The organism is Bradyrhizobium sp. (assembly GCF_030693485.1).
In the GTDB taxonomy this organism is placed as follows: domain Bacteria; phylum Pseudomonadota; class Alphaproteobacteria; order Rhizobiales; family Xanthobacteraceae; genus Bradyrhizobium.
In genome coordinates, this window is record NZ_JAUYAN010000276.1 from 1 (window position 1) to 23,668 (window position 23,668).

Consider the following 23,668-nt stretch of genomic DNA (forward strand, 5'->3'; position numbering starts at 1 on the left):
AGAGCAGATGTGTTCGACTACATCGAGCGGTTCTACAATGCGACCCGGCGTCATTCGACGATCGGGTACATCAGCCCTGTTGAGTTCGAACGCAGGGTGGGATTAGCTTAACCGGGTGTCCATCAAACCGGCAGCAGCTCACAACGTCCTACTAAGCCGAGCGAAGTGGATGATGATTGTCGTAGGCTGCCTCGATTTCTACCAGAACGTAGTTGAGTTTTCCCAAGTGCAGTCCGACGTAAATGTTGGGTTTCTAAAGCAGTTTCTTGACTCGCTCGCGCTGGCGCAGAGTGTTCATGATGCCGTCGTCATCGACCTTAACAAGGCTGGGAAGAAGAAATGAGCATCGTGCAGGTGGCATTTCCCGTCTTGCGCGGGAAACGGCTATTCAGAATTGAAAAGGGTAGGCGATGGAGCATTGTCGAGCATTTGTTATTGCAGGCGGTAAGTGAGAAATCCGCGTCGGCGGAAGCGCTTGAGATCAGCTCGCAACTTCCACGAAGGGTTATTGTCGAAGCGTTCGTACGGCTGATGCGGGCAAGCTGGGTGGAGATGGTATCAACCCAGCAGGGCACAGAGTTTCAAGCAACACCGCTTGGTCGAATACAGGCAAAATTGGACGACCTCCCAACATTCCCCTTAGTTCAACAGCGTTGGCTCGGCTTCAACTTCGACCAAGTGACAGGTACCGTCTTTCGAGGGAGAGAACTACGGATTGTTCATCAAAACGACCTCGGCCCCGAGGTAATCAGACTTGGAGCATCTGACTTGCACGCGGTTGAAGACATGGGCGATGTGTTTGCCGCGCTAGAGGGTGAGGACGAGGCAATTGTTGGGATACGTCCTTCACCCGATAAATTAGTGCGGCGGTTTGCAGTGGTAAGCGTACGAGATTCCCAGAAGGTCGACGGTTTGCCGCCACGCGCACCGAAAGCTCTTTTCGATCGTATTTGTGACGCCTCACGAGCGGCCGGGACGCCGGGTAACCGGCTGCCTGCAAGCCCAGCGGCTGAGGAGAGGGGAGGTATAGTCGGGCCAGCCGAGGGTGTATTTCGCCAGACAGATCTCATTGTTGATGGGCCGGACCATCGCGCGTTCCTTTCTAAGACCATAAGAAATGCTCGCGAGCGCGTGCTTATCCATTCGACGTTCCTGAACGAGCATGCCACTGCTTTTCTCCCTGACTTCCTGCATGCGGCTGGAAACGGCGTTACGATTGATATCTTCTGGGGCCAAGACGAGGATCGCAAGAAGCAAGCGAGTTCGCGAGCAGAAGCTGAGAAGTTGAAGTCGCTGATACGTGAAAAGGGCAGATCAGATTCTATAACGGTCCATATGTTTACCACGGGATCGCACTCCAAAATTGTGGTGAGTGATGATGGACGGGGTGGCTGGTTTGCCGCGCTCGGCTCGTGCAATTGGTTAGGATCGCCATTTGATAGCTTCGAGGTCTCAGTAAAGATTAGAGACCCTGCGTTTTGCGGCAGGCTCGTTCGACACCTGGCAACGATGTCAATGGGACGGGAGGCGGTTTGGCACCAGTTGGCATCAAATATCACCGTTCTCGGGCGCAGAATTGAGGCTGTGCCTAGAACAAATGAGCGAACTGTTCCGATGAGAATCTTGCTGGCTCCTGATCACGCGGCGTTAGCGCTTGAGGCAAGTATAAAGGCTACGCAAAGGCTATTTGTGACCAGCCATAGAATAGGTGTCGCAGGAAAGCCAACGATCATTCTGCCCGCTCTGGCTGCTGCGCGGGAGAATGGTATTTCTGCTGATCTATATTTTGGGAAGGGAACGGAAACGCTGACCGGGGTATCCGCAGGAGAAATGACGTTGGATTTGGGGTCGATTGGGGTCAAGCTTCGGCCGGTGTACACCCCGCGGCTACATGCGAAGTTATTGGCGTGGGATGACGATGCGTTGGCTATAACGAGTCAAAATTGGTTGTCGGCAGACCCTTCGGACAACACGCCGCTACGGGAGATAGGAATTTTCATCAGCGCGCCAAAGGTCGCCGATCAAGTCATCCGGCTATTTCAGATGCAGCTCGGCCGATAGGGTTTCATTCGCTCAAAACAGAGAACTAGTAAGTGTCGCACATTATTAGTTCCGCGACCCTTGGTGCTTTTCGTGGCTCAACAGAGGGGCGCTGACCTGAGCCCCATCTTTCATCCAGCGATAGGTAGAGCCCCTGGGTCATTTGAGCCTGTCTGGCTCGGTGATGCAACGGGACGGGGCGCGGAGCCCTCGACATAGCGCAGCGTCCCGTCCCGTTGCATGTCGGACGCTGTGAGCTTTGCGTAAATTGCCGGTGGCAGATTGCCGATCGAGCTGTGTGGGCGAACGGTGTTGTAGTCTTTTTGCCAGTCGGCAAGCAGTCTGCGGGCATGATCGAGCGACGAGAAGAGCGTCTCGTTCAGAAGCTCGTCTCGCAGACGGCCGTTGAAGCTCTCCACGAAAGCATTCTGCTGCGGCTTGCCGGGAGCGATGTAGTGCCACTCGATCCCTGTCTGTTGGGACCAGCTCAGGATGGCCGTGCTGGTGAACTCGGTGCCGTTGTCGCTGACGATCATCAACGGCCTGCCCCGATTGGCGATGGCCGTATCCAGTTCCCGGGTCACCCTCGCTCCGGATAGCGAGGTGTCGGCGACCAGGACAATGCACTCCCGGGTGAAGTCGTCTACAACAGCCAGCATGCGAAACTTGCGACTGTCGGTCAGCGTGTCGCTGACGAAGTCCAGCGACCAGCGCTGGTTCGGTGCTTGCGGCAACGTCATGGGAGCCCTTGTTCCCAGTGCTCTCTTGCGTCCGCCACGCCTGCGCACCTGGAGCCGTTCCTCGGCATAAAGACGCCGCAGCTTCTTGTGATTGACCTTCAAACCTTCGCCCCGGATCATGAGAAGCAGACGGCGATAACCAAACCGCCGCCGCGTCGTTGCCAGCTCACGCAGTCTTGCCCGGATAACCCCGTCGTCAGAACGCCGGCTGCGATAGCGCACCGATGTGCGATCGACACCGATCGCTGAACACGCCCGCCGCTGACTGACCTCGTACTGAGAGCAAAGGTAAGCCACAGCCTGCCGCTTCGCAGCGGGCGTCACCATTTTTTTGCGTTGAGATCCTTCAGCATGGCGTTGTCGAGCATCGCCTCGGCCAGCAGCTTCTTCAGCTTGGCGTTCTCGTCCGTCAGAACCTTCAACCGCCGGGCCTCTGATACGTCCAGCCCGCCATACTTGGCCTTCCACTTGTAGAAGGTCGCGCTGCTGACGCCGTATTTGCGACAGACCTCGCCGGTCTTCGATCCCGCCTCGTGTTCGCGCAGGATGGCAATAATCCGCTCTTCCGTGAACCTCGACTGCCTCATCTTCCGTCTCCCTCAAGGTGACGGACTCTACTTATTCTTGGAGGAATTTCAGGGGCTCAGGTCAGCGCTCTTGACAGGTTTGCAGTTCTGTTGTGTCGCACTATGCTCCCGTTCTAAGCGAGCGTTTTCCGTTTTCTTTAAAGAGAACACACAAGAGCTGATCGTGTGTTGAGGGTTATATAAGTATATAGGAACTGTTGGGTGCTGGCCGAAAAACCCTTGTGGCGCTTGATGGAAAGGTTATCTCGGGGCAGCGAGTTTTCGGTCAAACCCCCCATTCTTTTCGGTCAAACCACCCACTGATTTCGGTCAGAACACCCGGTCTTTCGGTCAAACCACCCAGTGCAAATCTCGGTGCTTAGGCCGCTTGAGAAGCTGACCACTGGTTGAAGTCAGCAACACCGCCTGGATGCCGCTCGATGGTGAGACGGAGTTTTTCCACCCGGATGAGGGTTTGGGTCATGTAGGCAGCAATAGGCCCCTCAGCGCTCAATTTAGCGCGTGCTAGGGCCTCAATGGAGGCCTGTTCGTCGGCGGGAAGCCTGTCGAACAGCCGCTGGACTTCCCCGCGGCGGTATTGGTCGTAATCCAGGCGTAGCTGGGTTTGACGCTCTTCGGCCCGGCGGGCTTCGGCGGCGGCTTTGCCGGATCGTCGCCGCTCAAGGGTCTCTTGGTAGCCCTGGAGGTACTGCCGGACGCCCCCGAGAGTCTGAGGGGCAAACCGGGTCTTCCCCGCTTCAGCCAGGGCGTAGTCAAAAAAATCCGGGATCTGCACCATACTGAGTTGTGCCAAAAGCTCCTTGGCGGTGTCGACCTCCTTGGACGAGACATAGGCGGCAGCATCCGGCTTACGGCCGGTGTGCTTTTCCATGAACAGGTAGGCAACCCGATGGGGATCCCCTGTCTCACGGCTCTCGTCATCAAATGTAAATCTGACCTCGCCCGGAGAGCGGCGTGTGTAGAAGGTGTGGTAGTCGGCCTTAAAACGGTCGCCGGGCCGAAACGTGAGAACGAAGCCGTCCCGGCTTTCAGCGGGAGTCAGCGCGTAGGACCGCAGAAATCCCAAGCTTACGAGTTGATCGAGATGAATTCCGAGCTGCTCCCCTAGAATCTTTGAGCGGTGCTTCAGGACGGTGATGCCACCAAGCCACTCGGCACAAATGCCGTCGTACCTCTTTTTGAAAGCAATGCGGTCTAAACGGTGGCCATCATAGTGCGTCGCAAAGTGATAGAAGAGCCGCATGTAGAAGGCGCTACCTATAGTGCTGAGTTCTTGCATCAAGGTGTGGTTGAGGCAGGTGAAATGTTTGTCGTTGAGGGATTGGATGATGGGGTCGGCTAAAACGATGGTGCAAGCGACGATAGGATCGGTATGAGATGCCCGGCGCTCAATCAAGACCTCATTAAAGATGCTGAAGTCGTGCTCGACAAAGCGGTCGTCCTTTTTGAAATGTGCTATCACGTGGCTGTAGCGGATTTGCTTCAGGGCTAGAGCAAGCTCTTCACTGTGTCTCCCGCCCCAGGTTTTGCGGCCTGTCATCCGGACTAATTCGCGTTGTGAAAACGATATCGCTTTCTGCGCCGGCCGGCCGAACTTTGACTGTTTGCGAATGACTGCCATTGCAACTTTATGAGCGAAGGGACCGGGCTGCGCGTATTCCGGATCGAAGCGGACCGCAATCCCCTTTTCGACCACGCCGCGGCTGATCTCAACTTTGCCGGTGCGGCTGCGCGCGCGTTTTGGGTCGTGGCAAAACAGAACGCCAAACACGCGAAGGAGGGTGCTTTCAAGATAGACCGGCTCGGCCTGTTGCAGTTGTTTGTCGGTGCGTCGTGTTGTCTCCATGTGTCCCCTGATTATAGGCCATGGAAAGCAAATTGAGATGCACCGCTGTGGACACTCACACTATTGCGTGTTCGGTGGATACTCCCCGATCGCATCGTCGCGATGCTCGCGCGGCCTACCCAACAACGGTGACAACATTTTTTGAAGGCCACCGATCAAGACGTTCGTCTCGCGGGCTCGCTCGGTCATCTCTCGTATCTGCGTATCCTTCACAACCACCTGGTCGCGCAAGAATTCATTCTCTCGCTCCAAAGCGCCGACATAGCGTGAATCTTCGGGCAGAGTTGTCGCGACATGTCGCGACAGGTCGGCGGGTGTCGTCGGCTTTTGTCGCGGCATGTCGTCCTTAATTTCTGCGGCGACAGTTGTCGCGACAGGTCGCGGCACGTCGCGACTGGTCGCAGGTGTAACCTCCTTGATGTACGCGATGTGCTTTTCCACCGATGCGCGTGTGATCAAATATTTTTCACCGAATTCGGTCTCGATCCGGCGGGAGGAGAGGTGCTCTTTTGCACAATACCTTTGGATGCTGCGAGGGGTGCGGGGGATCTCGGCCTCGGCGTAGAGGGCAAGGGCATCCTCAATGGTTAGAGTAAAGTCGCTGTCGCTGCTGGTCGCGACAAGTCGCTGCTGGTCGTTGGTCATGGGAATCATGATAACGTGGTGACACGCCACATTGGCCGGTTATCCCCAGAGGAGGCTTGGTTTCTCTGGGGGGCACTTCGGCGATAACGCATAGATTGGGAACAGACAGATGCATTTTTCCAGTTTCCCGCGCACCGAGCCACCAGTTCATTTCGTGTCGGATGTGATGGGCATCTTTAAATTGCATGAAAGAATAATTGGTACAGCATCTCTGACAAAAGGCTTGTCGAGCGACAGCGTAATGGCGGCTCTTCGCGATGATCTCTGCAAGATTGGCTTTGACATAGAGACAGGGAAATCCGCGTCGGGAAAATTGAAACGACCTGTATTTTTTGGGGAAGACGGCCGTCCATTTCGACAATATGAAATAGATGGATTTCACCCTAAATGGCGATGCGGACTAGAGATCGAAGCCGGGAGAGCCTGGATGGGTAATGCTGTCTACAGAGACATAATCCAAGCCATGGTCATGGTTGATCTGGATCATCTGATCTTAGCAGTGCCACTGGGGTATCGCTATTTGAGCGGGGGAAAAACCGTCGTTAGCAAAGACTACGAGAACACAATCACCGTTGCGGATGCACTATATTCGCATACCCGCATCAAGATGCCCTACAGCCTGACGATAATCGGCTACTGATACGTCAATTCGCTACTGATCGTCTAAGCGTGCGGCAGGCGCTCATTGGCGCTTCTATCGCCGGAATAATCAGGTTATTGGAAAAAAACATCACCTCAGTTCCGAGGCGAACCTCGCGAGCATTGTATCCAATTTTATAGGTGAATCCCGGAAGGCCGCGATAGAACTGACGAATAGCTCTGCAGTTGTCGTAGGATATCATAAAGCTGTGCGACTTGATTATGCTTCTCATGAGACTAGCGAGACGCTCATGGTCTTCATGCTCATAGAAATCGTGGTAGAGGGCTTTGCCCTTCGCGTAGTAAGGTGGGTCCAGATATATGAGCGTGTTCGGCGGCAGTTTTGATACGTTGCGCTTTAAGAATATTTCAGCGTCTAACTTGGTCAGAGTTATGCTGCGCTTCAGCTTTGCAATTGCAACAATCCGGTCAGCCAGTGCCTTAGCATTGTATCGAGCATCAATCTTCCATTCTCCGGACTGGTCACGACCGCCAATCATTCCACCATTTAATATGCCTGACCTATTGGTACGATTCAGAAAAAAGGTTGCAAAACCAAGCGCAAGATCGTCGTGCTCAGATTGATTGCCATATATCTTCTTCTGTTTATCCCACGCCCGAACCGAAGGTTTAGTATCTTTAATTAACTGAAGCAGCGCATCGGTATTGTGAAGCACACTTTTCCAGAATGCATGAACGGGCCTATTGATATCATTTATATGGATGTGAGAGACATACTCCTGCAGCAACAGCTCAACCGCGATTCCAGCGCCGCCCGCGTAAGGCTCCGCGTAGTGCCCGTCAAGTAGGTCGTTCTTTTCCAGTAACTTCTTTACAAAGCGAGCCAGTTTTGCCTTCCCGCCCGGATACCGAAGGGGTGTAAAATGGTTCAGCGTCTTTGTGTCGCCGGTCGAAACGATCAAGCTCACTTCCAGATTCCCTCAAAGAAAGTCTGGGAGTTATCCCATGCAACTTTTAGGTCACGCTCAGTTGGTGAAAAGAACCGATTGTGTACATAATTATGTAGTGTGTCGACGTAGAGTGGATTGTTCTTGTCGTTAATTCCCTTTGAGACACCGTCGAGCGTTCTCTTGGATATGCCTGCTCCCACCAGATGAGCGACGGCCTGCTCGACCTTCTTCCGGAGCTTCTTGTCTTTGTCGCCGCCCGGCGTGCTTTCAGTCAACGGGATGCTATTATTTTCCAAATAGTGATCCACTGATTGCTCCAGGAAGACTCTGAAGAGCACAGATATTGAGTGGGGATAATTATCGAGGGGCAGTGAACGAAGCTCTTTTACAATTTCGGCTATTTTGGCGTTTGCTACCAGCAGATGGCAGCCCTTGGGAATTAGGGATTTGCGAACCGCAATTTTCTTCTTCCTTTGTTTTGGTTTTGGCTTCGCCTTTTCAAAATCGCTATCATCAAGTTGATCAATGGGCTTTGGCGCTCCCGATCGCTTCTTGAGGTCCGGAAGGTCTTTTCCTAAACCCGCGATGTACTTGACCTGCTGCTCCTTCTTTTTGAGCTGCGTCACGTTTACATCTTGGTTCGCCAAATCCATAACCATGCGACGGAGCGCTTTCAGCACCTCTGGAGGTGGCAAGCTCGACTCTAACTTTCCGTCATTGATTTCCATTCCGAGTTTTGCTCTCACGTCCGGCGTAGACAAGAGCCGGTCTAGCGTCGTGATGGGGAAGCGGCTCTCAACTTTTTTTCTTTCTTCGTCACTCAATTCACCGTGGCGGATAACCAGGTCCAGCGCTTGCAAGGCTGGATCGCCGCCTCGAAATCGGGCGGTCGCCACGCCATTCCAATTAACGATGCCACGCCCATCATTTTCGCCAGTATGTCGCTGCTGAATCCACATTGCGCTTACGGGCCGCTCCGACACCTCGAAACAGTCGATAGGCTCGATCGCCTTAAGATCGAAATCCTTTGCAAGCGCCTCAAAGCGTTTCCTAATTGGAGGCCGGACGTCGAAGTCGGTCAGTACCGCGCTGTTGTTGAGAATCTTTATCGCAGCTAATCGTCGATTACCTTCGACAACAATGAATTTGCCCCTGTCTTTATTTGATTTGATGACCAGGAGGCGATCCATGGGATTGAGCCCGTCCTCCACAATGCTTTGTGCGAGGGCGACTAGTTTGACATCTTGATCGTCAACGATTTTTTGCAGGGCACCCCGCTGACTTTCCGCCTTGTTAATGCGCGGGTTTTCGAGGTCCAACAGTAGGCTTTCAACCTTCAACGATCTTGCTGGCATGCTAGCAGTCCCCCCGCGTCAGCTTACAAGAAGCCGGGCCTTCGCAACAAGGTGTTTGGTGGAGGAGGCGGTGCGGAAAACCCGTGTCGGGTGCCTGTGCTGTACAGGCCGGGGCAAAGGGAAGTGTGGACATCCGCAACGGTCACGCCGCGTTGGCGGTTTGGAGCAGCTTGCCGGCCGCGGCCGCGCAATCGCTCGCTAGGCTGGGACTAAGATCAGGCAAACAAGAAACTATGCGACATCGGTCAAAAAGAATTCCTCCGTCAATTCCGGAATGCATCCAGTCGGTAGCTGATATGCGACGCGGTAGGAAGAACAGTCGTACAGGATCAACCAAGAACATCTCTCGAAACCACTTCTGAGAAAATTTTCGAGCATCCAGCTCAGCCAATTTCTTCTGCCAGTTTCCGCCACCGCCCGCACACTGACCGAAAGCAATCAATTGACCGGCTTTTAGGTCAGGAAACTTTCTCCAGGCGACGATGTCCAAGCCCTCGTCGCCTGAATGCTTTGCCTTGCTCGGAAATTTGCAGCCGACTCCCTCTGACATTCTTGCGCACAAATCATCCAGCGCTTGACTTAGCTTAGCAAGCGGCACCTTTCGCGGAGCACCGAACCGAATGGAGTCAGCACCATTAGAGGTTCCGCCGAGATAGCCGAGGGCTGCCTCGGTGCATATTCGCTCAAACAGTACCGCGGTACCCCCGTGCCCCGACGTTGGGACGGCGGCGGTCATCAGGAGAAGGAGCACGTAGGGTGATTGGTCGGGCTGCTGAACTAAGCGAAGAAGGCCCTGTTCGATCGCGAATGGATAGCCGCTGCCACATGCCTTGCTTCTATTCTCGATTTCCACAAACGCATCTTCCACGATCGTCTGACTTAATGCAGACCCTCGATCCTCCCGAGGTCCACCAATCGCGTCCACGCTGCCAGATCGGCGAAGCAAACGAACAAGATTTTCCGCTGAGCTTTGGCCCTCAGTTGAAAGAACAGCATCATACTCGATCCAGTCGGCCAAAATTTCGCTAGGATCGCTCGCAACTGGAATGGGCGGCTTCATTTTTTGCGCGACGGCTTTGGTGCGGGGTCCGGTGTCATATCTTCGAGTAGAGATTGCGAGAGTTCGAGGATGTCCTCAGCCGTCTGCCGCAGATCTTGGCTTCCGCTGTATCCAGACAATACGGTGCCGCGGGCCTTCTGTAGGCTTTGCTTCGCAGTCACAAGAGCTTCGCGAAAAACACGATCGTCTCCTTTGCTGATTTCCAAGGATACGCTTAGCCCGAGTCCTTTTCGGAGAGCGGCTGTTGCCTGCTTGCTCTCCAGCACCTCGCTTAATCTACGCAAATCGGGATTCTGACTTTGAACGATGGGAGGTGCTGCTTTCGATTTACTTCCATAGAGCCATAGGAGAAATTCTCCAAGGCTCCGCTCATGATCGGCAGGAACGGGACGACGGCTTCCAACGATTTTCTCGCCTTTCGGCAAACCCAAAAACTCTTGGATTCCCGAATATCCAAGGCCGGTTGTTAAATGCGAAAACGAAAAATGTTCTCGGTAACGGTCATTTCGGTCAAAGACGCCGGCCTTCTCAGCTTGCACTAACACCATCAAGCCTTCGTATAATCGAGCGACGGTGCTATGCGTATCACCGATACGACGAGCAATCTCTTCGAGTGAAATTTTTAATTCGTTATGGACCCAAGCGACATAATTTGCCTTGGGGTATGATTCCCAAGATTGTGGTCCATTGATATGTTTAAAGCCAAGGTAAGCCCAGATTTCATCCCGCTTGCACACAATGACCGGAAGTTGGTCGAGTAACCGAATCCTTGCTTCGCTTACCAACGGTAGGCTCGTGATTTTGAGCTCGCGCCGAAGCGCTTCGTCACGAATCAGCTTAACTGCCGCAAGCCGCCGGTTTCCTTCGATGACGTAAAACTTCTTGCCTTCCTTCGCGGCATATAGGGGTTCGTGACTGTAGAAACCATTTTCCACAATCGATAACGCTACTTCATCGACAGCCATTTTTGACCACAGCACGCGCAGAATTTCGGTCTGGCTAGGATTCGCGGCAACGCCATAGTCGCTCAATCTCGGATTATGAGGATCGAGCAGAAGCTCATCCGTAGGCAAATACTCCACGACCCATGAAGACGAAATAGGAGGCTTGCTCATTGTTCGCTTCTCGCCGTCACGGGCTCACGGTCGCTTTCGCCTGGACGACATTTGTCATTTTGGTCATGTATGTATCCGGGCCGATGCTGCCGACGTCCATATTTTAGCATGATAGCTTAGAACGATATGCTTAATGAACAAGAAACTGGTTGCCCGATTTGGACTATCAGACAGCTCGCCTGAGGCGGTCCCTTTGGCGGCTCGGAAAAGAGGGGTTGGGCGGGTTGGGGGCTTTCGCAAGCTCCGAATCGCTGTCGCAAGCAAAAAGGGGTCCGGGTTGGACTCCGGACCCCTTGCCCTTCTAAGAAGAAAATGTTTTAGCGGTTGCCGATTCTCTCTTCGATCCAGGCTTCCACTTCCTCCGCGACCCACGCTACTCGACAGGCACCAAGCTTTACCCGTTTGGGGAATTGGCTAGCGACTTCGAGTCGCGCAATGTGCGCGGGGCAGTAGGGGACACCGTAGACCGATTTGAGTTCCTTCTTTGAGACTAGCTTCCGTGTCATTGCAAATCCCTCGTGAAAGGGACGTTGCAACGCCCGGTTAGCCCTGGGCAACGCGGAGCATAGGTGTAGATGTGGCGCTTCGCAACCTAAACATAGTAGCTCATGCTGCTCGCCGTGCGGGCTTCTTTCCCTTGAAGCTATCTAACAAATCAGCCCAATCCTGCATCAATTGGGTTCGTTCCGGCATGTAGAGCGACCGATTATAAATGCGGCGGATTTTGTTTTGATCTTGATGGGCAAGTGCGGCCTCGATCACGTCGCGGTCGAAGCGCCGGCCGTTCAGGATGGTACTCGCGGTTGCGCGGAAGCCATGGGCCGTCGCCTTGTCCTGTGGGTAGCCCATGTTTCGAAGGACAGAGTTGAAGGCGTTTTCGGATAGCGGCTTCTTGTGGGATCGCAGCGACGGGAAAACGAGCTGGTGTTCTTCGTTAAGTGGCCAGACAGCCTTGAGGATTTCGAGAGCCTGTCGCGATAGAGGCACATCGTGCGGCTCGCGCATCTTCATCCGCTCGCCCGGAATGCACCACAAGCGTTTTTCGAAATTCACTTCGGTCCGCCTCATCCCGCGCACGTCGCCCGGCCGCGTCATCGTGAGGATCAGAAACTTAAAGGCAGCTTGGACAACGGGCCAACCCTCGTACTGGTCAAGCCCGATGAGAAAAGCACCAAGCTCCCTTTCGTCCGTGATAGCCGCGCGGTGCTTTACTTTCACTTTCAGAAGCGCGCCGCGAAGGGGATAGGTAGGATCGGTCTCTGCGCGGAGGGTCGCGATGGCATAGCGAAAGACGGCTCCGATCACGGAGCGCAAACGATGGGCGGTATCCCGCCGGCCGCTCGTTTCGATCTTCTTGAGGATGTCGAGCACTTCGATGGGCTTTATCTCGGCAATAGGACGGTTCCGGATTGGGGCAGCCAGGTCTTGCAGCATCCAACGGTTCTTATTGAGCGTCTGTTCTGCCGCATCGTTCCTCTTCAAATTGGCAAGGTACTCGTCCGCCACCGCGCCGAACGTGTTTTGAGCGGCGGTTGAGTTGGCCAGCTTTTCGAGCTTCCTGCTGAGCGACGGATTTATCCCGGCCGCGAGCTGCTCCTTGACCCGGTCCCGTTTTCTTCGCGCCAAGAGCAGCGATACGGCGGGATACGGGCCGAGCGACATCATGTTCGCCTTGCCGCCGAACCGGAAGCGTAGCCTCCACTGCCGGCCGCCCTTGGGATGAATGCGCAGGTGCAAACCGTCGCCATCCGACAACAGGTACGGCCTGTCCTGTGGCTTGGCATTGTTGATGGCGAACTGAGAGAGACTCATGTGAGTACGCCTCCTCGCGATCCCGTTTTGTACTCGCGAAGTTACTCACATTTCGGGGAGAAAGCTAGAGTCGCGATGCGACAAATGAGCACGGAAAAAGCTCAGAAGTGACTGTCTCGCAGTGGCTTTTGAGAATCTATGAGTCGCTATGAGAAGAGCTTCTGGTGCCCCTGGCCGGAATCGAACCAGCACTCCTTGCGGAACTCGATTTTGAGTCGAGCGCGTCTACCAATTCCGCCACAGGGGCATTCGCGACGCCGGCCGGAAGGCGTGGGGTCGTGAAGCCGGCGGAATATAGCGGCCGGTGAGGGCGGGTCAACCCGTTGGTTTTGAATTGGCTTTCGATCGCCTGCGTGGTCAGAACAGCGCGCTGAAACCGTTCGGGCACCTCCAAAACACTCGCCTGTGATCGGGCCTCGCCTCGACAGGACAGTGGCTGCGGGATACGACGCTTCTGATGCAGGAGACGACCGTGACGCTGAACGCCACCGCAAGCCAGTCCTATGCGCCGCAGGCCAATCCGGCGATGACGGCGGCGCTGGCCATCGCCGCGATATCGGCGGCGACGCTGGCGGGGGCGTGGTTCTTCCAGCTGGTGCTGGACATCCGGCCCTGTCCGCTCTGCCTCGAGCAGCGCTACGCCTATTATCTGGCGATTCCGCTCGGCGTCCTGGTGGCGTTCGCCGCCGCCAGGGATACGCCGCGCAGCGTGCTGCTGGCGGGGCTCGCCATTCTGGCTGCCGCCGCGCTCGGCAATGCCTGGCTTGGCGCCTATCACGCCGGCGTCGAATGGAAGTGGTGGCAGGGGCCGACCGATTGCTCCGGCCCGCTGGTCAATCTCGGCAGCGCCGGCAACCTCTTGGAGCGTCTCGACACGGTGAAAGTGATCCGCTGCGACGAAGTGCAGTGGCGCTTTCTCGGCCTGTCGCTGGCCGGCTACAATGTGCTGATCTCGCTCTTGATGGTCGCGATCGCCGGCTGGGGAATTTTCCGGCTGCAGCGCCGCTGAGGTCGAGCCGACGGGCAAATCACTTCGGTTTACCAGAAGTCGTGTCAAGCCCCTCGCGAAAAAATAAATCGCTTAACACGTCGGGCAAATCACCTTTAGTAATTTGGCCGTCTCACGCGAACGAGGGGCGTTGCGCAGGTCACGAACGCGCGGTGGGATGCGATGGACGCGACAGCGTCGGGCGCGCAGTTGCAGTCGCAGGGCGGGATGAACCTCGTGAGCGGCATGCGGCGTGTAGACCGACGACGCTGCTAACCATCCTCGCTGGAACTGGCCGGGACGCACGAGGACCGGCGAGAGCTCTGGCAGGACGGGCGCGGACGGCGAAATCGTGTGGTCCTGACGCCCCAGGCTGGCGTCAAGCCGTGTGGAGATGCATCCGCCCAACCGGGTCCGCGATACATCTGCGATCCGCAAGGCGACGGTGGCAACAGTGCGGGCTCACCGGGGAGATCACGTATAAGCCGTAAACCATTGCGCGGGGAAAGCCGGATGATCCGGTTGCCCTGTGGTCTACTCGTGCGCTTCTTGTGCACGACCGCGGGTGCGATCGGCGCCCGGCTTTCCCCGCGCCCTCTCTATCTGGAGAGGGCGAAACTGAAGCAAACCTCGGGCGCATCGCGCCGCGGGAGCTAAACGTGTGTCTTGCACACCCAACAGTCGTCATCGTCCGGCTTGACCGGACGACCCAGTATTCCAGAGACGGCAGTAATTGAGCCGAGAGGCCGCGGTGTACTGGATCCCCCGCATGCGCGGGGGACGACGGAGTGGGTGGGCGCAGCGGCGCCTCTCCGTTGGCCTTCCCCTAATCATCCACATCCTCCTGCGGCCGCCCGAACAGATGCACGATGCCCGGCGTCGTGATGCTCACGAACACGAACCGCGACAGATGGTGCGCGCCGACGAAGATCGGGTCGATATGCAATGTCAGCGCCAGCGCCAGCATGGCATCCATCGCGCCCGGGGCGAACGCCACGATGATGTCGCCGACCCGCACATTGGTGGTCAGCGCGATCACCGTGACGAAGACGGCGGAGATGACAACGGCGATGGCGAATGATCCGAGCGCGGCATGGACATGGCTGAGCAGCGTCTTCGCCTGCATCTTCGCGAACCGCGTGCCGATCACCGCGCCGATGCCGACCAGCGCCACGTTGCGCAGCCAGTCCGGCAAGGCGCCCTCGATCGTGCCGGTGCCATGCAGCAGGCTCGATGCGATCATCCCGCCGAACATCCAGCTCGCCGGAAAATTTACCAATCGCAGCATCAGCGCCGCCGCGATCGAGGCGGCGACCAGACCGGCGAGTTCGAGCGGCGCGGCGACCGCGGCGGCGGTCGCCGGGGGCGACGACGAGGCTATTCCGGTCAGCGCCAGCAGCAGCGGCAATGCGGCGGTGAGGATGATGACGCGCATGGTCTGCACCACCGCGATCGCCGCGACATCGGCGCCCTTCTCGGCGGCGAGCATGGTGATCTGCGACAGCGCGCCGGGCGTTCCGGCCAGCAGTGCCGAGGTCTTGTCCCAGCCATGAAACCGCTGCAGGTAGATGCTGCTGCCGAAGGTCGAGCAGAACGTCGCCAGCGCCAGCAGCGCGATGGTGAGGGGATAGGCCGCCATATTGTGCAGCATCTGCTGCGATACCAGCGAGCCCAGCGATATCCCGAGCAGCAGCAGCACCGACTGGGTCAGCACCGCCGGCAGGCTGAGCGGCCTGCCGGCGATCGCGGCGATGCCGACCGCGATCATGGCGCCGGAAATCAGCCCGCCCGGCAGATTGAGAGAAAGAAACAGCGCACCGCCGCCGACGCCGATCGCGAGCGTCTCGGCGACGTGGAGGATCTTGCCGCGGTTGGCAAACGCAACCGCCATTGTCGGGATCAGGCTCACGCCGCCTTATGGCAAATTTGGCTGGCGGAGACCAATGCGCTTGCGCGACTGCAGCAATGCGCTTCGCCAACCTGCGCAATGCCGTGTGCAAACCCGTCTGCAAACATTCTGCACGCACCTTGCGCGCAAAACCCTGACCAAACCCTCAACCCCGCACGCTTCGGTTGCGTTAGGGTGAGGGCCTTACACATCGCCATATCCAGGGGAGACAAGGATGAGTTTTCACGCAAAATTATTCTGTGCCGTTGCCATGTCGGCACTCGCTGCGACATCGTCGGCACAAGCCCTGACGCCGCAGGAATGCAGCGCGAAATACCAGGCCGCCAAGACCGCCGGCACGCTCGGCGACCAGAAGTGGAACGACTTCCGCAAGGCGCAATGCGGCGCCGATGCCACCGCCGCGCCGGCTGCCGCATCAGCCGCCGCTTCGGCCGCCCCGAAGGAGGCGACCGCCAGGCCAAGGCGGGAAGCCGCGGCTGCGGCGCCCACCGCAGCTCAGGGCCCGGCGGTTTTCCCGTCGGCGGTCGATCCGAAATATGCCAAGGAAACCGCCAGCAGAGCGCGGATGCAAACCTGCGCCGCCCAATGGAAGGTCAACAAGGCCGCCAACACTACCGGCGGCCTGCGCTGGATCCAGAAGGGCGGCGGCTACTGGAGCGAATGCAACAAGAAGCTGAAGGCTTGAGGTCGGTCGAGAACCACGCGGCCGGCCGCTCCCTCGGCCGGCCGCGGCCCCCATGGAGCGATCAGCCGCGCCATTGCAGTTCCCATGCTGCAAGCGTAGGGATCTGGAGAAATTCCTTCCACGATTCCTTCCAGGATTCCTGTCACGGTTCCTGCCAAAGCAGCGCGGTTGCCAGCTTGATGATCTCGGAGATGCAGGGCGTGCTGGGACTGGCGTCGGGCGCGCTGGTCGGGTTTTCGCTGGGGCTGGTCGGCGGCGGCGGATCGATTCTCGCGGTGCCCCTGATGGTCTATGTGGTCGGCGTGCCCGATGCCCATGTGGCGATCGGCACCAGCGCCATCGCGGTGGCCGCCAATGCCGCGGTCAACCTGTCGAACCATGCGCGCGGCGGCACGGTGGTTTGGTCCTGCGCGCTGCCGTTCGCGGCGGCGGGCATTTTCGGCGCGTTCGCGGGCTCGATCCTTGGCAAGATGATGGACGGCCAGCGGCTGCTGGCGCTGTTCGCGCTGCTGATGCTGGTGATCGCCGTATTGATGCTGAAGACGCGGTCGCGGATCGGTATGCCCGATGTGCAGATCACCATGGCCAACACGCCCGCCATTGTCGGCCTGGGTCTTGCGACTGGCACCCTGTCCGGCTTCTTCGGCATCGGCGGCGGCTTCCTGATCGTGCCGGCGCTGATGCTGGCGACGGGGATGCCGATCATGAACGCGGTCTCCTCGTCGCTGGTGGCGGTGACGGCGTTCGGCCTGACCACGGCGGCCAGCTACGCCTGGTCCGGCCTGATCTCGTGGGGGCTGGCCGGATTGTTCGTCGCGGGCGGCATCGCCGGCGGCTTGATCGGCACCCGCTCGGCGCGGCTGCTGTCGGAACGGCGCGGCGCGCTCAACATCGTGTTCGCCGCCGTCATTATTGCGGTGGCGATCTATATGCTGGCGCGTAACTTATCCCTATCTTGAGCGTAGAGTAGAATGCAACGCGATGCGGCCGGGAGACCTCACATGAACCAATCGAACGATCGGGCCCGGCCTGCGCCGACCCGGCGCCAGGCGCTTGGCGTGCTCGGGGCCGGTGCGATCATGGTCGGCGTGGGGCCGGGGTCGGCGCTGGCGCAAGGCGACGACAAGGTGCTGACGGAAGCGCTGGTGTTGCGCGATCCCGATATCCCGGTAGTCGGCAATCCCGATGGCGACGTCACGATCGTCGAATATTTCGACTATAACTGCCCGTATTGCCGCAAGATCGCCCCCGAACTGCGCCAGGTGGTGGAGGACGACGGAAAAGTTCGCCTGGTACACAAGGACTGGCCGATCCTCGGCGAAGTCTCGGTGACCGCCGCGCGGATGGTGCTGGCCAGCAAATATCAGGACAAGTACGTCCAGGCGCATGACGTGCTGATCCGCGTCGCCTCGAAACTGACCGTGCCGCGGATCCGCGAGCTGCTCGCCGGCGCCGGAATCGATCTCGATCGCGCCGACCGTGACCTCGCCGCCAATGCCAAGGCGATCGACGCCATCATCAAGCGCAACGGCGATCAGGCCATGGCCTTCGGCTTCAAGGGCACGCCGTCCTTCATCGTCGGCAAATTCCGGGTCCCCGGCATCCTGACCATGGCGCAGTTCGGTCAGGCGATCGCGGACGCGCGCAAGGCGGCGCAGAAGTAGCGGGGTCACAAAGCAAAACGCCCTCGTCAGGGACGAGAGCGTTTAGGGCTCTGTTCGATATTTTCGCCAATTACTTCGACGACAGCTTGACCCAGCCGTCCTGTGCACGATTCTTAAGCCCGTTCCACTCGGTCGCGGCGACGTCCCAGTTCACGATGGTTCGATTGGCCGATGCCGCCTGGCCATTAGCAACGGTCGAAGTCGCCGACGAATCGTACACGTAGATTCCGGCGGTCAGCAGCAGCGCCCCCAAAATCATTCCGACGAACATGCGCATGGCTAATCCTCCAGTGACAGCGGACAACGTCGCCGCGGCGGGATGGTTCCCAGGTGTGGGCTTTCAGGAGGATGTTTCTGCCCGCCGGCTTGAGCGCCTTCAAGCAAATGTTCGATGGCGAACCGGCGCAAGTTCTACGCGCTATCGGCTACTTCGACGATGGAGACCTGAGTACGCTCACGACTGCCGATCGGGACGTCCTGTGTAACGCGCGAGATCGAATCGGCCAGTTTCCGGAGGTGCACCTCAAGTCGGGCTCTTTGGCCGGACGTTGAAACCGGTTGATGGACGGTGCGTTCAGCTGTCCCAACCGCGATAGTGCGATCGATCACCGTTCCCCACCCAGCCACTTCAGTATCTCCGCGTTGATCTCGCGCGGATAGGTGTGGCTGAGGTCGTCGAGTTCGCGGTAGGTGACATCGGCGCCCGCGGCCGACAGCAGATCGCGGGTCTGCCGCGCCACCTGCACCGGAAACATCCAGTCGAGCGCGCCGTGCACGAGATGGACCGGCAGGCCGCGCAATCGCCCCGCATCGGCCATCTCGGCCATCAGCGGATGGAAAGTGGCGGAAACCGGGGCGAGGTGGGTAAAGGGCGAGGCGCGCTCGAGCCCGCTGACGTAACAGAAGGTGCCACCGTCGCTCATCCCGGTCAGCAGCAGTTTTGTCGGATCGATGTTCCAGCACGCCTGCACGGAAGCGAGGATGCGCGCGAGGTTGGGCGAGTCGGTGTCGTCGCCCATCAGGGCCCAGGTGCTCCCGGTCGCGGTCGGTGCGACCAGGATCGCGCCATGGCTGCGGGCATCGCGCAGCCAGCTCCACAGGAAGCCGCGGCCGTTGCCGCTGCCGCCGTGCAGCGCCATCACCAGCGGCCAGGCGCGGTCGGGCGTGTAGTATTCGGGAATGTAGAGCGAATAGCCGCCGCGGCTGCCCGCATCGTTGTGGTCGTGAAGGATGCCGGTGTGTTCCTGTGCCGGCTGCGCCAGCCGCGCCAGCAGGCCGGCGTCGTCGCGTGATGGCGGATCGAGGAAGAAGTTGGACACCGGCGGCAGTCTCGCGGCCAGCGGATACAGCGCCTCCTGCGCGCGCGTGGCGTGGCGCAACGCGCGAAACACCACCATCAGGTCGCCATGGCCATTTTGCACGGCGCGCAATCCATCGAACGCCGCCAGCGCCGCAGCGCCCGCACTCTGCAGCGGCGTACGCAAATGCGCGAATTCTTCCGGCCAGTCCGCGAGCCGCGCAAGGACCGCCTGCAACGCCTGATCCGGGGCACCAGCGGCTTCCATCACGCGGCCGAAATCCGGTGGATTGAGGTGGCGCGCGATGAAGGAGAGCGCCTCGAGTGATTGCAGCAATGGCGGCAGCACGGCCACGATGTCGTCCACCACCGCCTCGCTCATCGCGCCCGTCCTTGCGTTCAATGCAGCCGCGGCGCCTTCAACAGCCTGGCGCGATCGGTCGAGGTCAGCACCATGTCGAAGGTGACGCCTTCATGGTAGACGGTGAGCGGCACATCGACCCCGGCGGGACCGAGCGACCAGAGCTTCCGGTAGAATCCGATCTGGCTTGTGATCTTTTCGCCCCCGACGGCCAGGATGACGTCGCCGGCCTTGAGTTCGGCGCGCGCCGCCGGCCCTTTGCCGGCGATGCCGACCACCACGACCCTGTTCTCGATCTCGTGGGTGTACATCCCGAGCCAGGGCCGCGACGGCTTGTTGACGCGACCGAATTTCCTGAGGTCGTCGAGCACCGGCTTGAGCAGGTCGATCGGCACGATCATGTTGACATGCTCGGCCCTGCCGTCGCGCTCGCGCTCGAGCTGCAGCGAGCCAATGCCGATCAGCTCGCCGCGGGTCGAGATCAGCGCGGTGCCGCCCCAGTTCGGATGCGCGGGATAGCTGAAGATCGCCTCGTCCAGCAGATATTCCCAGTACCCGGCGAATTCCTGCTTGGCCACGATGTGGCTGGCGACCGACCGGGTGCGTCCGCCGGCGCCGCCGACCACGACGCGGTCGCCGACGGCTGCGGCTGCCGAAGAGCCGAGTGGCAGCGGTTCGAGGTCGATGCGGCCGAGCGCCTGCACCAGGCCGAAGCCGGTTTCGAAATCGAAGCCGAGTGCATGGCCCTGCACCACGCTGCCGTCGCCGAGATGCAGCCACACCGTTTCGGCCTCGGTGATCAGATAGCCGATGGTCAGCACCAGTCCGTCGTCGATCAGCACGCCATTGCCGGCGCGCTCGGTGCCCAGCGTATCCGCGCTGAAGGCGTCGGCCGGGATGATCGAATGCAGGCCGACCACGGCCGCCAGCGCGCGGTCGAGATCGAAGCTGTAGTCGCCGGGGCGAGGCTGGTTCGCGGGCGGCACTTTCCATTCAGTCAATGAGGGCATGGAGTTCTCCTGGCCAAGCCGGCGCGTGCGAGTCGTGCGCGAAACCGGTGACGATCTTATGTCGCAAACGCCCGTCTTGAAAGTCTCGTGACGGGACTTGGACGGCGTGCGAGATGCCGGATTCTGATCTCGATGTCCCGGAACCGATGACACCCTGGCCGATGCGACTAGCCAGCAGTGTCTCGCCGGTTGCGCAAAGTCATGATCCGGAAGTCGCGGCCTTGCTTCAGCCACGCCGCGCGTTCGTCGCGCAACAGCGTGCGGCGGACTTTTCCGGAATCGTCGCGCGGGCCGATGCTGACGATTTCGTAACTTTCCGGATGCTTGGTGCGGCTGAGCCGGTCGGCCAGCAAACCGGCCATGCCGTCGACGACCCTGGCGGCGTCGGCCGTCTCGACCAGTTCGAGGATGGCGTGAATCCGTTGTCCGAGTTCGGGATCGGGCAGGCCGACCACGACGCAGGAGCGCACCTCGGGATGCGCCGTCACCGCGGCCTCCACTTCGGCCGGATAGATATTGGCGCCTCCGCGCAGGATCATGTCGGCGAGGCGGTCGCCGAGATAGAGGTAGCCCTCGGCATCGAGCCGGCCGATGTCGCCGAGCGATTCCCAGCCGTCGGGACGGCGCTTCGGTTCGGCGCCGAGATAGTGATAGGTGCTGCCGGCGCCGTCATTGGGCAGGAAATAGATTTCGCCGGTCTCGCCTGTTGCGACGTCGTTGCCATCCTCGCCGATGATGCGCAGCTGCGACGTGTCGCCGATCTTGCCAACCGACCCCTTGTGCGCCAGCCATTCGACGCCGGAGATCACGGTGGCGCCCTGCCGCTCGGTGCCGCCATAGAGCTCGAAGATCCGCTCCGGGCCGAGCCATTCGATCCATTTCTCCTTCAGCCATGGCGGCATCGGCGCTGCCATGTGAAACACCACCTGCAGGCTCGACAGGTCGTAGCCGTTGCGCACCGCCTCCGGCAGCGCCCAGATCCGGTGCATCATGGTCGGCACGAAATTGACCCATTGCACCCGGTTGGCTTCGATCAGGCGCAGCGTCTCCTCGGCATCGAATTTGACCAGACCGCTGACGCGCCCGCCCGCGAACAGGGCCAGATGCGAGGCGATGAACGGTGCGTTGTGATAGAGCGGGCCGGGATTGAGCAGCGACACGCCCTTCGGGATTCCGAGGATCGGTTCGGCCGCGGTGTCGACGACCGCCGGCTGATGATCGAGGATCACCTTGGGCCGCCCGGTCGAGCCGCCTGAGGTCATCGCCTTCCAGTAGCGCGCGACCGGACTGTCCAGCGGTTGCTCCGATAGGCCCTCGGGCACGAAATCGGCCGGCAGCGAATTCGGCGCGTTCCAGTCCGCCTCGCCGCCGACCACCAGCGCGGGCTTGAGGATCTCCAGCACCGCGGCGGCCTCGCCGCGCGGCAGCCGCCACGACAGCGAGGTCGGCGTCGCGCCGCATTTCCACACCGCGAAGGTGGTCTCGAAGAAGGTATTGCCGTTGGGCAACCCGATGGCGACGAAATCGCCGGGCTTGACGCCCTTCGCCATAAAGGCGCGTGCGCGGGCGTTGGCGCCGCGTTCGAGCTGCTCCCAGCTCAGCGTGGCCGTGCCGTGGCTGACCGCAACCGTGCCCATTGGCTTGCGCTCGGTAAACCAGCGCGGCACGTCGGCGATCGGGATCAGCATGGGTATCCTCCGTTCGCGGCTGTTGTGCGCCGCTTGTCGCTTGCGAACGAGGCCGCGCCTCAGGCGTCGGCGCCTCGTTTAGCAACAGAGGATGTTGTGGCTGAAGAAAACTGCGGCGTCCAGATTGCCGCGGATAGCGGATACAAGGGAGCGAACCCATTTCCTACGGATCGAGCTCGGTGTCCCAATAGAGATAATCCAGCCAGCTGTCGTGCAGATAGTTCGGCGGGAACAGCCGGCCGTTGCGGTGCAGCTGGTGCACCGTCGGGGCGAACGGGGGCTGGCGCGGAAACATCCGGGCCTGCTGCGGTGTCAGATTGCCCTTGCGCAAATTGCACGGCGAGCAGGCCGCGACCACATTTTCCCAAGTGGTCTGGCCGCCCTTGGAGCGCGGGATGATGTGATCGAAGGTGAGGTCGTCATGCGCGTGGCAATACTGGCAGGCGAAACGGTCGCGCAGGAACACGTTGAACCGGGTGAAGGCCGGATGCGTGGTCGGCTTGACGAAGGATTTCAGCGACACCACGCTCGGCAGCTGGATTTCGAACGACGGGCTGTGCACCGCGCGGTCGTAATGCTCGACGATATTGACGCGGTCGAGGAACACCGCCTTGATCGCGTCCTGCCACGACCAGAGCGAGAGCGGGTAATAGCTGAGCGGGCGGAAATCCGCGTTCAGCACCAGCACCGGCCAACCGCCTTGCGAGACATGTGCGTTCAAGTAACGCTCCTGACCCCCGTAATACTGCGAAGCAGCATGAGTTGGCATACTACAGGCAGCGTGACGGGATTGTGAAGAGCATTGAGGGGCTTATCCATCGGTCGGAACCGACGCTGGCGGGGCCGGAATGCGGCAAAAACCGAGCTGGGGTGCTTCTGGCGGCGATGCGCTAGATCTTTTCCAGCTTCTGCAGGCAGCGCACCACCCCCACTTCCGGCGGCATCGGCGTGTCCGGAAAGCTGGTCTTCCAGTCGGTGACGCCGACTTCGCCGAGATAGATGTCGTCTCTGGAATCCAGCGCGATGCCGTGCGGCGCCAGGAACCTGCCGGCCTCGATGCCGGGACCGTTTTCGCCGCCGAGCCGGGCGATACGCTGGCCTTTGGCGTCCACGATGGAGAGGCGCGGACCGAGATTGGGCACCTTGCGGTTCACCGCCATGCCCGGACCGAGCTCGCCGATGATGAAGTTGGGCGACTTGCCGCCGCCGCAGGCGCACAGCGCGCAGGGCCGGTGCAGGTTGTTCCACTGCGTCTCGTATTTGCCGTTGCCGTCGAACACCTGGACGCGGTGGTTCTCGCGGTCGGCGACATAGAC

23 protein-coding genes, 1 tRNA gene and 1 pseudogene are annotated in these 23,668 nt (G+C 59.4%); 8 read left to right on the forward strand and 17 right to left on the reverse strand.

Annotation, left to right across the window (positions count from 1 at the left end; translation table 11 throughout):
* The 3 genes from Q8N40_RS20265 to Q8N40_RS20275 form a co-directional block, all read left to right on the forward strand.
* The coding region (locus Q8N40_RS20265; protein WP_305713070.1) for an IS3 family transposase at positions 1 to 111 on the forward strand (111 nt) is incomplete at its 5' end.
* Positions 112 to 115: 4 nt separating this feature from the next.
* Positions 116 to 343, forward strand: a complete 228-nt coding sequence (locus Q8N40_RS20270) for a hypothetical protein (protein WP_305713050.1) — start codon at positions 116 to 118, stop codon at positions 341 to 343.
* Complete coding sequence (locus tag Q8N40_RS20275; protein ID WP_305713051.1) at positions 340 to 2,061, forward strand: phospholipase D-like domain-containing protein; 1,722 nt, start codon at positions 340 to 342, stop codon at positions 2,059 to 2,061. The genes Q8N40_RS20270 and Q8N40_RS20275 overlap by 4 nt, the downstream gene beginning before the upstream one ends.
* Before the next feature lie 110 nt (positions 2,062 to 2,171).
* Here the strand turns inward: Q8N40_RS20275 and Q8N40_RS20280 are convergent.
* The 3 genes from Q8N40_RS20280 to Q8N40_RS20290 form a co-directional block, all read right to left on the reverse strand.
* Positions 2,172 to 3,367, reverse strand: a protein-coding gene (locus Q8N40_RS20280; RefSeq protein ID WP_305713052.1) for an IS3 family transposase whose coding sequence is annotated in 2 segments (ribosomal slippage) — positions 2,172 to 3,118 and positions 3,118 to 3,367 — 1,197 coding nt in all. Because the reading frame shifts where the segments join, the coding sequence is not laid out codon by codon here.
* Between the two features lie 358 nt (positions 3,368 to 3,725).
* A complete protein-coding gene (locus tag Q8N40_RS20285; RefSeq protein ID WP_305713053.1) occupies positions 3,726 to 5,213 on the reverse strand; it encodes a replication initiator protein A in 1,488 nt (495 codons plus the stop codon).
* Positions 5,214 to 5,273: 60 nt separating this feature from the next.
* The gene (locus tag Q8N40_RS20290; protein ID WP_305713054.1) at positions 5,274 to 5,858 is read right to left on the reverse strand and encodes a hypothetical protein; all 585 of its coding nucleotides are present in this window, start codon (positions 5,856 to 5,858) and stop codon (positions 5,274 to 5,276) included.
* A gap of 109 nt (positions 5,859 to 5,967) precedes the next feature.
* On the opposite strand from Q8N40_RS20290, the gene Q8N40_RS20295 reads away from it, so the two are divergent.
* Entirely contained in the window at positions 5,968 to 6,498 is a 531-nt protein-coding gene (locus Q8N40_RS20295; RefSeq protein WP_305713055.1) for a hypothetical protein, read from the forward strand.
* Positions 6,499 to 6,502: 4 nt separating this feature from the next.
* On the opposite strand, the gene Q8N40_RS20300 is transcribed toward Q8N40_RS20295, so the two are convergent.
* From Q8N40_RS20300 to Q8N40_RS20330, 7 genes are all read right to left on the reverse strand, one after another.
* Positions 6,503 to 7,426, reverse strand: a complete 924-nt coding sequence (locus Q8N40_RS20300) for a DNA adenine methylase (RefSeq protein WP_305713056.1) — start codon at positions 7,424 to 7,426, stop codon at positions 6,503 to 6,505.
* Entirely contained in the window at positions 7,423 to 8,763 is a 1,341-nt protein-coding gene (locus Q8N40_RS20305) for a hypothetical protein (RefSeq protein WP_305713057.1), read from the reverse strand. Before Q8N40_RS20305 ends, Q8N40_RS20300 begins: the two co-directional genes overlap by 4 nt.
* A 142-nt stretch (positions 8,764 to 8,905) precedes the next feature.
* Positions 8,906 to 9,823 (reverse strand): hypothetical protein, encoded by a 918-nt coding sequence (locus Q8N40_RS20310; protein ID WP_305713058.1) that lies wholly within the window; start codon positions 9,821 to 9,823, stop codon positions 8,906 to 8,908.
* Complete coding sequence (locus tag Q8N40_RS20315) at positions 9,820 to 10,938, reverse strand: ParB N-terminal domain-containing protein (protein ID WP_305713059.1); 1,119 nt, start codon at positions 10,936 to 10,938, stop codon at positions 9,820 to 9,822. Before Q8N40_RS20315 ends, Q8N40_RS20310 begins: the two co-directional genes overlap by 4 nt.
* A 317-nt stretch (positions 10,939 to 11,255) precedes the next feature.
* Positions 11,256 to 11,444, reverse strand: a complete 189-nt coding sequence (locus tag Q8N40_RS20320; RefSeq protein ID WP_305713060.1) for an AlpA family transcriptional regulator — start codon at positions 11,442 to 11,444, stop codon at positions 11,256 to 11,258.
* 100 nt (positions 11,445 to 11,544) lie between these two features.
* On the reverse strand, positions 11,545 to 12,750 hold the full coding sequence (locus Q8N40_RS20325) for a tyrosine-type recombinase/integrase (RefSeq protein WP_305713061.1): 1,206 nt from the start codon (positions 12,748 to 12,750) through the stop codon (positions 11,545 to 11,547).
* Between the two features lie 162 nt (positions 12,751 to 12,912).
* Positions 12,913 to 12,997: transfer RNA gene (locus Q8N40_RS20330), tRNA-Leu, on the reverse strand.
* A 210-nt stretch (positions 12,998 to 13,207) separates the two neighbouring features.
* Between Q8N40_RS20330 and Q8N40_RS20335 the strand changes: the two genes are divergently transcribed.
* Complete coding sequence (locus tag Q8N40_RS20335) at positions 13,208 to 13,759, forward strand: disulfide bond formation protein B (protein WP_305713062.1); 552 nt, start codon at positions 13,208 to 13,210, stop codon at positions 13,757 to 13,759.
* An 805-nt stretch (positions 13,760 to 14,564) separates the two neighbouring features.
* Here Q8N40_RS20335 and Q8N40_RS20340 read toward each other — a convergent pair.
* Complete coding sequence (locus Q8N40_RS20340; protein WP_305713063.1) at positions 14,565 to 15,629, reverse strand: AbrB family transcriptional regulator; 1,065 nt, start codon at positions 15,627 to 15,629, stop codon at positions 14,565 to 14,567.
* 232 nt (positions 15,630 to 15,861) lie between these two features.
* On the opposite strand from Q8N40_RS20340, the gene Q8N40_RS20345 reads away from it, so the two are divergent.
* The 3 genes from Q8N40_RS20345 to Q8N40_RS20355 all read left to right on the forward strand — a co-directional run bounded on the left by Q8N40_RS20345 (position 15,862) and on the right by Q8N40_RS20355 (position 17,996).
* The gene (locus Q8N40_RS20345) at positions 15,862 to 16,332 is read left to right on the forward strand and encodes a hypothetical protein (RefSeq protein WP_305713064.1); all 471 of its coding nucleotides are present in this window, start codon (positions 15,862 to 15,864) and stop codon (positions 16,330 to 16,332) included.
* A 179-nt stretch (positions 16,333 to 16,511) separates the two neighbouring features.
* Entirely contained in the window at positions 16,512 to 17,291 is a 780-nt protein-coding gene (locus tag Q8N40_RS20350) for a sulfite exporter TauE/SafE family protein (RefSeq protein ID WP_305320635.1), read from the forward strand.
* Positions 17,292 to 17,333: 42 nt separating this feature from the next.
* Positions 17,334 to 17,996: a DsbA family protein gene (locus tag Q8N40_RS20355; RefSeq protein WP_305713065.1), complete on the forward strand. Its 663-nt coding sequence runs from the start codon at positions 17,334 to 17,336 to the stop codon at positions 17,994 to 17,996.
* Between the two features lie 70 nt (positions 17,997 to 18,066).
* Here the strand turns inward: Q8N40_RS20355 and Q8N40_RS20360 are convergent, their stop codons facing one another.
* The 6 genes and pseudogenes from Q8N40_RS20360 to Q8N40_RS20385 all read right to left on the reverse strand — a co-directional run.
* On the reverse strand, positions 18,067 to 18,273 hold the full coding sequence (locus Q8N40_RS20360) for a hypothetical protein (RefSeq protein WP_305320637.1): 207 nt from the start codon (positions 18,271 to 18,273) through the stop codon (positions 18,067 to 18,069).
* A gap of 328 nt (positions 18,274 to 18,601) precedes the next feature.
* Positions 18,602 to 19,675, reverse strand: a complete 1,074-nt coding sequence (locus tag Q8N40_RS20365; protein WP_305713066.1) for a phospholipase — start codon at positions 19,673 to 19,675, stop codon at positions 18,602 to 18,604.
* Positions 19,676 to 19,692: 17 nt separating this feature from the next.
* A complete protein-coding gene (locus tag Q8N40_RS20370) occupies positions 19,693 to 20,664 on the reverse strand; it encodes a S1C family serine protease (RefSeq protein WP_305713067.1) in 972 nt (323 codons plus the stop codon).
* Positions 20,665 to 20,831: 167 nt separating this feature from the next.
* Complete coding sequence (locus tag Q8N40_RS20375) at positions 20,832 to 22,352, reverse strand: AMP-binding protein (protein ID WP_305713068.1); 1,521 nt, start codon at positions 22,350 to 22,352, stop codon at positions 20,832 to 20,834.
* 163 nt (positions 22,353 to 22,515) lie between these two features.
* Positions 22,516 to 23,073 carry an HNH endonuclease gene (locus Q8N40_RS20380; protein ID WP_305713069.1) on the reverse strand — a complete coding sequence of 186 codons (558 nt, stop codon included), beginning with the start codon at positions 23,071 to 23,073 and terminating at the stop codon, positions 22,516 to 22,518.
* Positions 23,074 to 23,242: 169 nt separating this feature from the next.
* A pseudogene (locus tag Q8N40_RS20385) lies at positions 23,243 to 23,668 on the reverse strand (hypothetical protein); the annotation flags it as partial.